Source organism: Streptococcus infantis, from assembly GCF_047464615.1.
GTDB lineage: Bacteria > Bacillota > Bacilli > Lactobacillales > Streptococcaceae > Streptococcus > Streptococcus infantis_Y.
This window is the reverse complement of the sequence record NZ_JASHBO010000002.1, coordinates 55,261-68,491: the sequence shown is the minus strand read 5'-3', so window position 1 is coordinate 68,491 and position 13,231 is coordinate 55,261. Positions and strand designations below refer to the sequence as shown.

The following is a 13,231-nucleotide window of genomic DNA, read 5'->3' as shown; positions in this document are numbered from 1 at the left end:
GGTTATATAAAGTAACCGAAATCCTTTTCTATAAAACCTACTCTACTTTTTTTGAAAGGAGTTGAACACGTCCTAAATGCTGTGTGAAAAAGATAAATTCTCTTGTGAGCATCGCTCACTGTAAGAATTTCCTATTTTCACTTTGCATTTTACGGGCTTTGTATCCTATATGAGTAATATCCAAAATATGTCCCTGGAGGACATCATGGGAGAGCGCTTTGGTCGCTACTCCAAATATATCATTCAAGACCGGGCTTTGCCAGACATTCGGGATGGATTGAAGCCGGTTCAACGCCGTATTCTTTATTCTATGAATAAGGATGGCAATACTTTTGACAAGAGCTACCGTAAGTCGGCCAAGTCTGTCGGGAACATCATGGGGAATTTCCACCCACACGGGGATTCTTCTATCTATGATGCCATGGTTCGTATGTCTCAGGACTGGAAAAACCGTGAGATTCTGGTTGAAATGCACGGGAACAATGGTTCTATGGATGGAGATCCGCCTGCGGCTATGCGTTATACGGAAGCTCGTTTATCAGAGATTGCCGGTTATCTTCTTCAGGATATCGAGAAAAAGACAGTTCCATTTGCTTGGAACTTTGACGATACCGAGAAAGAGCCAACGGTCTTGCCAGCGGCCTTTCCAAACCTCTTAGTCAATGGTTCGACTGGGATTTCGTCTGGATACGCCACAGATATTCCACCCCATAATTTGGCTGAAGTTATCGATGCTACAGTCTACATGATTGATCACCCAACTGCTAAGGTTGAAAAGCTCATGGAATTCTTGCCTGGGCCAGACTTTCCTACAGGAGCTATCATCCAAGGTCGTGACGAGATAAAAAAGGCCTATGAAACTGGTAAGGGGCGCGTGGTCGTTCGTTCCAAGACTGAAATTGAGAAGCTAAAAGGTGGTAAGGAGCAAATCGTTATCACTGAGATTCCCTATGAGATTAATAAGGCCAATCTAGTCAAGAAAATTGATGAAGTCCGTGTCAATAACAAAGTGGCAGGTATCGCTGAAGTTCGTGATGAGTCTGACCGTGATGGTCTTCGCATTGCGATTGAACTTAAGAAAGATGCAAACACCGAACTTGTTCTCAACTACCTTTTCAAGTATACTGACTTGCAAATCAACTACAACTTCAACATGGTGGCGATTGACAATTTCACCCCTCGTCAGGTTGGAATTGTGCCCATCTTATCGAGTTATATTGCCCACCGTCGTGAAGTTATCTTGGCGCGTTCTCGCTTTGACAAGGAAAAGGCTGAAAAACGTCTCCATATAGTGGAAGGTTTGATTCGCGTCATCTCTATCCTGGATGAAGTCATTGCTCTTATCCGTGCTTCTGAAAATAAGGCTGATGCAAAGGAAAACCTCAAGGTCAGCTATGATTTTACAGAAGAACAGGCTGAGGCTATCGTTACCTTGCAATTGTATCGTTTGACCAATACAGACGTGGTTGTCTTGCAAGAAGAAGAAGCAGAACTTCGTGAAAAGATTGCTATGCTTGCAGCTATCATCGGTGACGAACGAACTATGTACAATCTCATGAAGAAAGAGCTCCGTGAGGTCAAGAAGAAATTTGCGACACCTCGATTGAGTACTTTAGAAGATACAGCAAAAGTCATCGAGATTGATACAGCTAGTCTGATCGCTGAAGAAGATACTTACGTCAGCGTGACTAAGGCAGGTTACATTAAGCGTACTAGTCCTCGTTCTTTCGCAGCTTCTACCTTAGAAGAAATTGGGAAACGAGATGATGACCGTTTGCTATTTGTTCAATCAGTTAAAACCACTCAGCATCTCTTAATCTTTACAACGCTTGGAAATGTCATTTACCGCCCTGTCCATGAGTTGGCAGATATCCGTTGGAAGGATATCGGGGAGCACTTGAGTCAAACGATTACCAACTTTGAAGCTAATGAAGAAGTGCTCTATGTTGAAGTTGTGGATCAGTTTGAGGATGCGACAACCTACTTTGCAGCGACTCGCCTTGGACAAATCAAACGTGTAGAACGTAAAGAATTCTCTCCATGGAGAACCTATCGTTCTAAGTCTGTCAAATATGCTAAGTTGAAAGACGATACTGACCAAATTGTAGCTGTTGCACCAATCAAGCTTGATGATGTTCTATTAATCAGTAAAAATGGCTATGCTCTTCGCTTTAATATCGAAGAGGTTCCAGTTGTAGGAGCTAAGGCTGCAGGGGTCAAAGCCATGAACCTGAAAGCAGATGATGAGCTTCAATCTGCCTTTATCTGCAATACATCATCCTTCTATCTGTTAACGCAACGTGGAAGCTTGAAACGTGTTTCAACAGAGGAAATTCCAGCAACCAGTCGTGCTAATCGTGGTCTTCAAGTTCTTAGAGAATTGAAGAGTAAACCACATCGCGTCTTCCTAGCTGGTGCAGTTTCTGAACAAGGATTTGTTGGAGATCTCTTTAGTACAGAAGTAGAAGATGGAGAGCAAACGCTTGTCATCCAATCAAATAATGGAACGACTTATGAAGCAATCCTACAAGATTTGAATCTATCGGAACGCACAAGCAATGGAAGCTTCATTTCAGATAGCATTTCTGATGAAGAAGTTTTTGATGCTTATCTTCAGGAAGCTTATACAGAATTTGAATCTAAGAAATGATAAAAACAATGAAACGGTTTTCGTTGAGAAATTTCTTAAACTATAGATTTAAGAGTTGAATTTGATTATATATACAAAAACGAACAGAGCTTATTCCCAACTGATAGGGACTCAAGCCTGTTCGTTTTCTTGTTTTTATTGGTATAGACCTCCTGGTATTTAATTGTGAAATTATTAATATGTGGTCAATTATTCAAGCTAGATTAATAAAAAAAATAATATTTTTTTAAGAAAACGATTGCGCATATATTATTTTTATGTTATACTTTTATTGTTTCAAGAAAGCGCGTTCAAGAAATAGTTGGTTTAAATATAAAAGGAGTTTTATATGTCTCAAAACAAACAAGATAAAGGATTTCGTTTTTCTATTCGTAAACGTAGTGTTGGAGTATGTGGTGTTGCCATTGCAACATTTTTGCTAGGTTCTGGCCTTGTATTTCAAACAAATGTAGTAAAAGCAACAGAGCCAAGCGTTGCTGCAGTTGCTGGTGAAAATATTGCTGCTCATAAGTCTGCAAGTCAGAGTTCGACTGCTTATGGTGCAGATGCTTCTAGAGCGGTTGACGGCAATCGAGATAATGACTACGGCCATAGCTCAGTTACTCATACAGATTTTCAAGATCATTCTTGGTGGAAAGTTGATCTTGAAAAAGAAGAAGGTGTGGGAACTGTTCGTATTTACAATCGTGGAGACAGTAATGTAGGGGATCGTTTATCTAATTTTGATGTTATTTTGTTAGATAAAGATGGAAATGAAGTGGCTCGTCAACATGTAGATAGCTTAAACAATCAACCAACAGTTGATGTTCAATTCTCAGGAGTTGATGCACGATATGTAAAAATTGAATTAAATAAATCTAAAACTCCTCTTAGTTTGGCAGAAGTTGAAGTATATCGTTCTGTAAAAGAAGAAAAAGTAGTAGCAGATAAGAAAACAGAAAACAAAGTTAAAACAGAAAACAAAGCTAAAACAGATTATACTGCAGAGCTAAATAACTATTTATTTGGTTTAAATTATGATAAATTAAATATTTTGACTAGAAAAGGAGAAGCATTAGAAAATTACACTAATACAAGCACAAAACAACAAGGAAGTGAATTTGTGGTCGTAGAAAAAGTGAAGAAAAGCCTTTCTAATGGTTCGGCTGATGTTGCCATTAATGGTAACGGAGATATTTTCCTAGGTGCATTGTTTAAAGCAAATCAAGACCTTCTAGAAAATAAACCACAACAAATTAGTTTAGATCGTAGCAAAGGTAGAATTAGTGTTGATTTACCAGGAATGGTAGGCGGAGATAGCTATGTAGATGCTAATCCAACTGCAAGTGGTATGCAGGAAGGTGTGAATACCTTGTTAAACCGTTGGCATGAAAAATATGCTGCGAAAAATCCTGCTCCAGCACGTATGCAGTACGAATCAACTTCTGCTTACAGCATGAATCAATTGAAAGCAAAATTCGGAAGTGACTTTGAAAAAGTCGGTGTTAATTTGAAAATTGATTTTGATGCAGTTCACAAAGGTGAAAAACAAATTGAGGTAGTTGATTTTAAACAAGTTTACTATACTGCTAACTTTGATGCTCCAAAAAATCCATCAGATGTATTTGCTCCAGGAGTAACGGTTGATCAATTGAAAGCACGTGGAATTGATGAAAATACTCCTCCTGTATATGTATCAAGCGTATCATACGGACGTCAAATGTATGTTAAGTTTGAAACAACAAGCAAGAGTACCGAGTTGAAAGCAGCAATCAATGCTGTGATCAAAGGAGTGCCTATTAAACCAGAATCTGAATGGGCACGTGTCTTGAAGAATACAACTGTAACAGTTTCAATCGTAGGTGGAAATGCTGATGGCGCTGCACGTGTTGTGACAGGTACAGTAGAAGATTTGAAGAAATTGATTCAAGAAGGAGCTACTTTCAGTACACAAAACCCTGCTGTTCCAATTTCTTATAAGACTGCATTCTTGAAAGATAATCAAGTAGCCACAATTCAAAGTAATACAGACTACATTGAAACTAAAGTGACTTCATATAAAAATGGTTACCTCAATTTACAACATAAGGGAGCTTATATCGCTCGTTACTATGTTTACTGGGATGAAGTAACTTATGATAAGGATGGAGTTGAAAGCATTCGCTCACGTCAATGGGAAGATAATGGTAAAAACAGAACAGCTGGCTTCCAAACTGAACTTCAATTTAAAGGAAATGTACGTAATGTACGCGTGAAGATTCAAGAAAAAACAGGTCTTGCTTGGGAACCATGGCGTACAGTTTACAATCGTACAGACCTTCCTCTAGTCCAAAAACGTACTATTATTAATTCAGGTACAACAATCAGACCAAAATACGATGAAAAAGTTGAAAACAACTAATTCTCACTTGCTAAAAGTAACCAGTTCTATGAGCTGGTTCTTTTTATTGAAGAAATTTTCAGAAAATTACAAATAATACTTGAATTTTTAGGAGAATAGTGTAGAATAGAACACAAAGCTTGATTAGAATAAAGGAGATTGTCATGACAGTTACGATCGATTGGGAAAATCTCGGTTTTTCCTATATGAAACTACCTTATCGTTATATCGCTTATTTTAAAGATGGACAATGGGCTCAAGGAGAATTAACAGAAGATGCAACCTTGCATATCTCAGAATCATCTCCAAGCCTTCACTATGGACAACAAGCATTTGAAGGATTGAAAGCCTATCGTACAAAGGATGGCAGTATTCAACTCTTCCGTCCAGATGAAAATGCTAAACGTCTGCAACGTACCTGTGATCGTCTCTTGATGCCACAAGTTCCAACAGAAATGTTTGTAGAGGCTTGTAAAGCCGTTGTACGTGCTAATGAGGAATACGTACCACCTTATGGAACTGGTGGAACCCTTTACCTTCGTCCACTCTTGATTGGTGTTGGAGATATCATTGGGGTAAAACCAGCTGAGGAGTATATTTTTACCATCTTTGCGATGCCAGTTGGAAATTACTTTAAGGGTGGATTGGTTCCAACAAACTTCTTGATTCAAGATGAGTATGACCGTGCTGCACCAAATGGAACAGGGGCTGCCAAGGTCGGTGGGAACTATGCAGCTAGTCTTTTGCCAGGAAAAATGGCTAAATCCCGTCATTTCTCAGATGTTATTTATCTTGACCCATCAACACACACTAAGATTGAAGAAGTTGGTTCAGCAAACTTTTTTGGAATTACAGCTGATAATGAGTTTGTAACGCCATTGAGTCCATCAATCTTGCCATCAATTACCAAGTACTCATTGCTTTACTTGGCAGAGCATCGTTTGGGCTTGAAACCTGTTGAGGGGGATGTACCAATTGATAGTCTTGATCGATTTGTAGAAGCAGGTGCCTGCGGTACTGCGGCAGTTATCTCACCTATTGGGGGAATTCAACACGGTGATGACTTCCATGTTTTCTACAGTGAAACAGAGGTTGGTCCAGTGACTCGTAAACTATACGATGAATTGACAGGTATCCAATTTGGTGATATTGAAGCACCAGAAGGTTGGATTGTAAAAGTAGATTAAAAATTATTAAAGGAGATCTTTATGAAAACAAAAAAGTGGATGTTAACAGCAGGAGTGGTCCTGAGTACAGCAGTTCTTCTTGTAGCTTGTGGGAAAGCTGACAAGGAAGCAGATGCGCCTACAACTTTCTCTTATGTCTATGGAGTAGACCCATCATCTTTGGACTACAGTATCGCAACTCGTACTTCAACAACTGATATCATCGGTAACGTCGTTGATGGTTTATTGGAAAACGATGAATATGGGAATTTGATTCCTTCCCTCGCTGAGGATTGGAGTGTCTCACAAGACGGTTTGACTTATACTTATAAACTTCGTAAAGGGGTTAAATGGTATACTTCAGAAGGTGAAGAATACGCTGAAGTAACTGCGCATGACTTTGTTACAGGGTTGAAACACGTAGCAGATGGCAAATCAGACGGTGTCACTCTTATTCAAAACTCAATCAAGGGCTTGAATGAATATATGACTGGTGAGACTAACGACTTCTCAACAGTTGGGGTTAAGGCGTTGGACGATTACACTGTCCAGTACACTCTAAACGCACCTGAAACTTTCTGGAATTCAAAAGTAACTTCAGCAACTATGTTGCCAGTAAATGAAGAATTCCTCAAAGCATCAGGTAAGAATTACGGAACGGTCAGCCCAGCTGGTATTCTTTATAACGGTCCATATATTTTGAAGACATTGACTTCAAAATCTTTAATCGAATATGAAAAGAATCCAAATTATTGGGATAAAGAGAAGGTTAAAATCGAGAAAGTTAAATTAACTTACTATGATGGTTCAGACCAAGAATCCTTGATCCGTAGCTTCTCTTCAGGTGTTTACACAACAGCTCGTCTCTTCCCAAGTAGCTCAAACTTTGCCTCAACTTTGGAACAATACGGAGATAAAATTACATACAGCCCACAGGATTCAACTAGTTACTACTTTACCTTTAACGTAAACCGTCAATCTTTCAATAAGACAGCGAAAACAAGTGAAGAACAGAAAACTTCTACAAAAGAAGCAATGTTGAACAAGGACTTCCGTCAAGCAATCAACTTTGCCTTCAACCGTCATTCTTATGCTGCCCAGCTCAACGGTGAAGATGGTGCGGACAAGATTATTCGTAATAGCTTAGTACCAGACAATTTCGTTCAATCTGGTGGTAAAAACTTTGGTGATATCGCTCAAAAAGAATTGGTCAACTATGGAGACCAATGGAAAGGTGTTGAGCTCGTTGACGGAAAAGATACCATCTACAATCCTGACAAAGCCAAAGCTTCATTTGAAAAAGCTAAGAAAGAATTGGAAGCAAAAGGTGTAACCTTCCCAATTCACTTGGATGTTCCAGTTGAACAGACAGATACCATTGCCGTTCAACAAAGCAATTCCTTTAAACAATCAATCGAATCAACTCTTGGTTCTGAAAATGTCGTGATTGATGTCCTTCAGATGACTGATAACGAGAAGGAAAGCATTACATCTCAAGCGCGTGTTCCTGCTCAAAAAGACTATGACTTGAACAGTACTGGATGGGCTCCAAGCTATCAAGACCCAGCAAGTTATCTCAATATCATGGATCCTAAGACCGGTTCTGCTATGAAACACCTTGGTATCACTAAAGGAAAAGACAAGGAAGTAGTAGCTCAACTAGGTTTGGACGAATATAAGAAACTCTTGGATGATGCAGTTTCTGAGACAAACGACTTGGATAAGAGATATGAAAAATATGCTAAAGCTCAAGCGTGGCTCACTGATAGTTCTCTCTTGATGCCAACAGCTTCATCAGGTGGTTCACCAGTTGTCAGCAACATTGTTCCTTTCTCTAAACCATACTCACAAGTTGGTATTAAGGGTGATCCATACATCTTCAAGGGAATGAAATTGCAAAAAGAGATTGTATCTGCTAAAGAATACCAAGCAGCTCTTGAAAAATGGCAAAAAGAAAAATTGGAATCAAACAATAAATACCAAAAAGAATTAGAAAGTCATGTCAAATAAAACAGACTAGTACTTTTGGAATAAAGGGGCCTATATGGAATGGATTAAACTAATAGGGATAGTTATCATTGTGATTGGTTTTATCTATAAGTTAGATACCATTGCAACGGTAGTCTTAGCTAGTTTAGTTACCGCTCTAGTTTCTGGCGTTTCTCTTGTTGAGTTCTTGGAAATTTTGGGAAAAGAATTTAGTAATCAACGAGTTCTGACGATTTTTATGGTAACCTTGCCACTAGTAGGTTTATCTGAAACTTTTGGCCTCAAGCAACGTTCGATTGACTTGATTCAAAAGATTAAAGGACTGACCGTAGGAAGTTTTTATACCGTGTATTTCTTTTTTCGGGAACTCGATGGTTTCTTTGCCATTCGTCTTGGAGGACATCCGCAGTTTGTAAGGCCTTTGGTTCAACCCATGGGACAAGCAGCAGCAGAGTCTCAATTAGGTAGAAAATTAACGGAGCAGGAGAGCGAAGCGCTAAAAGCGCGTGCAGCAGCAAATGATAATTTCGCAAATTTCTTTGCTCAAAACACTTTCGTTGGTGCAGGTGGTGTCCTCTTGATAGGGGGCACACTGGACCAATTAGGTTACGAAAGTAATTATGCAGGAATTGCTTCAGCTTCGCTTATAGTTGCAGGAGTTGCCCTATTTATAGTTGGGATTTACAATTACCTGTTTGATAGAAAACTGCTAGCAAATAAGGTTAGTAAAGGAAAAGAAGAATGACCAATCTAGCAAGACAGTTATTAGAGTTGACCTATATTGTGATTGGTTGTCAATTCCTTCATACAGCTTATTGTAGCTATAAAGATAAAACAAACCCAGTTCGCTTTGGAACGGCTGGGTTTTGGGCTTTATTGGGCATCAGTTTTATCGGTGGTTCCTATCTACCTTCTGTCTGTATTGGAGTTATCGTAGTGCTCTTAGCCCTGCTAACTCTCTTTAAACAGGTTCGTATCGGAACCTTACCGTCTCTGGATGAAGTCAAGGCAAACATTGAAGCTAAACGACTAAAGAATAAAATTTTTATTCCAGTCATGTTAATGGCTTTGATTGCTTTGGTATTAGCAAAAATGATCCCTGAGTTTAGTAAGATTGCTATCAGTCTTGCAGCATTTTTTGCAACCATCTCTCTTTTATTGATTACTAAGAGTTCTCCTAGAAGCTTGTTAGCAGAAAACAATCGCATGGTTCAGCAAGTCTCAACTAGTGGGATTGTGCCTCAACTTTTAGGGGCTTTAGGGGCAATTTTTACCGTAGCAGGAGTTGGAGACCTGATTTCTCATTTGATAAGCGGTCTAGTGCCTTCGGGTAGTCGTTTTATGGGAGTGGTAGCTTATGTCCTTGGGATGGTTCTATTTTCCATGATAATGGGGAACGCCTTTGCTGCCTTTACTGTTATTACTGCTGGAATTGGTGTTCCCTTTGTATTTGCCTTGGGAGCTGATCCAATCGTGGCTGCAGCTCTAGCAATGACGGCAGGTTGCTGTGGAACCTTATTGACTCCAATGGCGGCTAACTTTAATGCTTTACCGGCAGCTCTTCTGGATATGAAAGATCCAAATGGGGTTATCAAAGCGCAAGTAGGAGTAGCTGTTATCATGATTATCCTACATATATTTTTGATGTACTTTTTGGCATTTTAGCAAAGGAAATAAAATGAAAATATTAGTAACAGGTTTTGATCCTTTCGGTGGTGAAAAGGTCAATCCAGCCTTGGAAGCTGTTAAATCATTACCATCTGAGATTCATGGAGCTGAAATTCATTGGGTAGAAATCCCAACAGTCTTTTATAAAGCAGCAGAGGTTTTAGAAACAGCAATCGTCCGCTTTCAGCCAGATGCGGTGCTTTGCATCGGACAAGCAGGAGGAAGAGCTAGTCTAACTCCTGAGCGAGTTGCCATCAATCAAGATGATGCTAGAATTCCTGATAACCAAGGGAATCAGCCGATTGACACTCCTATACGCCTGGACGGTCAAGCTGCCTATTTTAGCACACTCCCTATCAAAGCAATGGTACAAGCCATAAAAGAGGAAGGGTTGCCAGCTACAGTGTCCAATACAGCAGGAACCTTTGTTTGTAATCATTTGATGTACCAGGCTCTCTATTTAGCGAATAAAAAGTTTCCACATATGAGAGCAGGATTTATGCATATTCCCTATATGACAGAACAGGTGATCAATAAACCTAATACAGCATCTATGAATTTAACTGATATCGTCAGAGGTATAGAAGCTGCGATTGATGCTATCGTAGATTATAAAGATAAGGACATAAAATTAGTGGGTGGGACAACCCACTAACAATGAATCTTCCCTAGATTAAAAAATTAGATTTTGTCACAAAAACTCTTTATCAAGATTAGCTTGGTAAAGAGTTTTTTTCTTGCCAGTTTTTTAAATTTCTTGTAAAATAGGAAGAGTGAAAAGAGGTATCGTATGAGTAAAAAAGATAAAAAAATTGAAATTCAATTAACAGATGCAACTGTTTTAGTTGGTAAGGAAAAGTATGAAGGGTATACTTTAACGATTGGTAAAAAGGTTATTGGTGAAATTGCTGAACTAGATAATCAATTTGCGATCATAAAGAATGGAAATGTCGATAGTTTTTATAAAAAACTTGAAAAAGCTGTGGAAATTTTGATTGAAAACTATAATTTAGCAAAGTAAGTGGTAAGAGTTTTTAGAAAATCAAATAATTCAATATTTTTAGGAGAACAGAGAAATCTGTTCTCTTTTTTGTTCGCTTAAAATTCTATTTGAGAGGAGTTCAACGATGGTAGGATTAGAGATTGTAATGAATTTAGACACGTTAGAAATCTTTGACGTTATCGATCATGATAAGAATGGAAACAGCGAACAAGCGCCTACAACCATCCAATTAAGCTTATTTGACTCAATGACGTGCATTTGACAGAAGGAGATAAATTAGGATGGACAGAGAAGCGCTATACAATGAATTAATTCAAAGCGAACCATTAGGTTTCATTGATCCTTTTTCTGACCTTGGCGAATTTGATCCTCTTCAGCTGAAATTTAAACAACCCGTAAAGGATCTAGTGAATCGATATTCAGGCCAACCTTACAGCTTGGCTTGGCAACATAAAATTATGGAAATGCGGAAGTTGTTTATTGATTATCAGATAGCATTAAATGAAGAAGATAAGCAGATTAACTTTCAGCGAAGAACAAGAAGCGAAGAGTCCAAAGAACATGCTACTACTATTGTAACAACATATTTGAAGCTGGGATTTAGTTTTAAAGAGATTGAGAAGCGTGTTTCTTTATCTTACAAACAACTTCGTCGAGGATGGAGAAGAAGTGATCACATAATGACAAATAGTCCTGAATTTTATAGCAAAAGGGACTTATCTGAAGGTTACTGTTTACCGAGTAGAAAGCTACCTAAAAGTATGAGAATAAACGAGGGATAGAAAATGGAAACGGGTATTTGTAGACGATGTTCTTGCGACTGGGTTACACCTTGCATCAATGAAAAGTATGGTCCTTGTTGGTGGGTAGATAAAAACAGAACGCTGTGTAGCCATTGTTACTACAGCTGGAAGGGTGATACTTAAATATCCTTGTACAACTTACCAGAGGAGAGATAAAAGCCCTAGTATCGTTTTATGTAATTTTTAATTATTGGGTTTTGCTGAAGAAATAGGAGGAACTATGGTATATACTGGACTGCCTTATTCAAGCTGGAAAGGACGTTCTGAAACTACGGAAGAGAAGAAAGAACGTCATAAAATTGAGCAGAAGAAAAGAGAACAAGAGGAACAAATTAGAAAAAGACAGATAGAAAATGATTTGACGTTTGCTAAGGAACGCTATGGAACAACAGGTTTCTGTAACTACATTATTCCAGAAAAGGATTTGCCGAAGGATTTTAAAACTTCTGGAGTTATTATTAACATTAACCTATTTTGTGTTATTAAATGTGAACATGAAGATAATAATAAGTTTAAAAAATTTTATAGAACATCTACACTGATATTCTCAAAAGAACAGTCTGAACTAAGAGGTTTACCTAATTACTTGGCAAATATTCTCGATATTCCTTATGAAGTTGCTATTGAAATATCTTCACAATTATTGGATGAGGAGTTTATTTTGAGTGATATTCGCAATAGATATTTGGAATTCTATGAATTTGAAGACGAATATAGATTATTCATTTCAAATCGTGGTTCAAGAGATCCGCTTTATAAACCGGCAAGACGCTTAATTTTAGCAGATATACAGCGATTAGAAGCTCTTACTAGGTTTAAGAAATGCTGGAAAAATAATAGGTATTGGAAGAAACAAGGGCTATCGAAGGAAAGTATTTTACGATTATATGCTTTTGTTGATGAGTTTTATATTAGAACTGATTGGGATGAGTATATCTATCTGAAGTTGTTTAAAAAATGAAGAGAGGAGACAGGATGATATGGCTATTACAGAAAGAAAAGTATTCTTACAAACGTTAAGAAATGCGAGAAGCAGAGTTATCCTATTGGATCGACTAAAGTCATCTATACTTAACAATACAGCAGTTGATCTAAAAACAGTGCCATTTTCAGGATCTAATTCTAGTAATTTATATGAAGCTATCCAATGCTATATTAACTACGGGGAATTGCCGCTAAATGGGAAAATAGAAGATTTTTGGAAATCCTATGAACAAACTCTACAAATAAATAACTCAGAGGAAAGAACTATGAAAAATACAGACTGGAAAAAAATTACACAAAGACCCCTTACTAGCGAAGAAAAAAAGGAATACGGAGATGAAATTGAATTCATGTGGGATGGGAAAATCCCTGAATTAGACGAAGAGGTTCTTGTTTACACAAGTGAAAGTGAAGAAGTGTATACAGATATCTGGGTTGATTTTAACGATGGTATTGGTTTTGAAAATACTTGTAGTAGTGTTATTTATTGGATGAGTTTTCCAAAACCGCCTGAAATCAAGGAGTAAGGATATGAAATAAAAGCCATCTCAAAAAGGAATTTGTAACGTATGTGTTTGCTACTATTTAATATCTTGTACCAATAAAAAG

The 13,231-nt window shown here is 38.0% G+C and carries 11 protein-coding genes; all 11 read left to right on the top strand.

All coding sequences use genetic code 11. The annotated features are described in order from the left end of the window. The first annotated feature begins 169 nt into the window (after positions 1–169). The 11 genes from parC (at position 170) to QM450_RS01535 (ending at position 13,149) form a co-directional block, all read left to right on the top strand. Positions 170–2,650: a DNA topoisomerase IV subunit A gene (gene parC / locus QM450_RS01585; protein WP_414319461.1), complete on the top strand. Its 2,481-nt coding sequence runs from the start codon at positions 170–172 to the stop codon at positions 2,648–2,650. 328 nt (positions 2,651–2,978) lie between these two features. After that, complete coding sequence (locus QM450_RS01580; protein ID WP_414319460.1) at positions 2,979–5,030, top strand: thiol-activated cytolysin family protein; 2,052 nt, start codon at positions 2,979–2,981, stop codon at positions 5,028–5,030. A 143-nt stretch (positions 5,031–5,173) separates the two neighbouring features. Then, the gene (locus QM450_RS01575; RefSeq protein WP_315638941.1) at positions 5,174–6,196 is read left to right on the top strand and encodes a branched-chain amino acid aminotransferase; all 1,023 of its coding nucleotides are present in this window, start codon (positions 5,174–5,176) and stop codon (positions 6,194–6,196) included. A 21-nt stretch (positions 6,197–6,217) separates the two neighbouring features. Then, complete coding sequence (locus QM450_RS01570; RefSeq protein WP_414319459.1) at positions 6,218–8,185, top strand: peptide ABC transporter substrate-binding protein; 1,968 nt, start codon at positions 6,218–6,220, stop codon at positions 8,183–8,185. Between the two features lie 34 nt (positions 8,186–8,219). Continuing rightward, on the top strand, positions 8,220–8,909 hold the full coding sequence (locus QM450_RS01565; RefSeq protein ID WP_414319458.1) for a DUF969 domain-containing protein: 690 nt from the start codon (positions 8,220–8,222) through the stop codon (positions 8,907–8,909). After that, positions 8,906–9,829, top strand: a complete 924-nt coding sequence (locus QM450_RS01560; protein ID WP_248034923.1) for a DUF979 domain-containing protein — start codon at positions 8,906–8,908, stop codon at positions 9,827–9,829. The genes QM450_RS01565 and QM450_RS01560 overlap by 4 nt, the downstream gene beginning before the upstream one ends. Before the next feature lie 13 nt (positions 9,830–9,842). Continuing rightward, positions 9,843–10,487, top strand: a complete 645-nt coding sequence (gene pcp, locus QM450_RS01555; RefSeq protein ID WP_414319457.1) for a pyroglutamyl-peptidase I — start codon at positions 9,843–9,845, stop codon at positions 10,485–10,487. A gap of 135 nt (positions 10,488–10,622) precedes the next feature. Next, positions 10,623–10,853 carry a DUF2969 domain-containing protein gene (locus QM450_RS01550; protein WP_000037108.1) on the top strand — a complete coding sequence of 77 codons (231 nt, stop codon included), beginning with the start codon at positions 10,623–10,625 and terminating at the stop codon, positions 10,851–10,853. A 263-nt stretch (positions 10,854–11,116) separates the two neighbouring features. Continuing rightward, positions 11,117–11,617, top strand: coding sequence for a modification methylase Sau96I (locus tag QM450_RS01545; RefSeq protein WP_269798518.1), 501 nt, complete (start codon positions 11,117–11,119; stop codon positions 11,615–11,617). A gap of 241 nt (positions 11,618–11,858) precedes the next feature. Then, positions 11,859–12,599 carry a hypothetical protein gene (locus QM450_RS01540; protein ID WP_414319456.1) on the top strand — a complete coding sequence of 247 codons (741 nt, stop codon included), beginning with the start codon at positions 11,859–11,861 and terminating at the stop codon, positions 12,597–12,599. A 19-nt stretch (positions 12,600–12,618) separates the two neighbouring features. Further along, complete coding sequence (locus QM450_RS01535; protein WP_269798520.1) at positions 12,619–13,149, top strand: hypothetical protein; 531 nt, start codon at positions 12,619–12,621, stop codon at positions 13,147–13,149. Positions 13,150–13,231 lie beyond the last annotated feature (82 nt).

Bases quoted from the DNA above. Each gene is read 5' to 3' on its own strand.
- parC (WP_414319461.1), top strand. From the start codon at position 170: ATGAGTAATATCCAAAATATGTCCCTGGAGGACATCATGGGAGAGCGC.
- QM450_RS01580 (WP_414319460.1), top strand. From the start codon at position 2,979: ATGTCTCAAAACAAACAAGATAAAGGATTTCGTTTTTCTATTCGTAAA.
- QM450_RS01575 (WP_315638941.1), top strand. From the start codon at position 5,174: ATGACAGTTACGATCGATTGGGAAAATCTCGGTTTTTCCTATATGAAA.
- QM450_RS01570 (WP_414319459.1), top strand. From the start codon at position 6,218: ATGAAAACAAAAAAGTGGATGTTAACAGCAGGAGTGGTCCTGAGTACA.
- QM450_RS01565 (WP_414319458.1), top strand. From the start codon at position 8,220: ATGGAATGGATTAAACTAATAGGGATAGTTATCATTGTGATTGGTTTT.
- QM450_RS01560 (WP_248034923.1), top strand. From the start codon at position 8,906: ATGACCAATCTAGCAAGACAGTTATTAGAGTTGACCTATATTGTGATT.
- pcp (WP_414319457.1), top strand. From the start codon at position 9,843: ATGAAAATATTAGTAACAGGTTTTGATCCTTTCGGTGGTGAAAAGGTC.
- QM450_RS01550 (WP_000037108.1), top strand. From the start codon at position 10,623: ATGAGTAAAAAAGATAAAAAAATTGAAATTCAATTAACAGATGCAACT.
- QM450_RS01545 (WP_269798518.1), top strand. From the start codon at position 11,117: ATGGACAGAGAAGCGCTATACAATGAATTAATTCAAAGCGAACCATTA.
- QM450_RS01540 (WP_414319456.1), top strand. From the start codon at position 11,859: ATGGTATATACTGGACTGCCTTATTCAAGCTGGAAAGGACGTTCTGAA.
- QM450_RS01535 (WP_269798520.1), top strand. From the start codon at position 12,619: ATGGCTATTACAGAAAGAAAAGTATTCTTACAAACGTTAAGAAATGCG.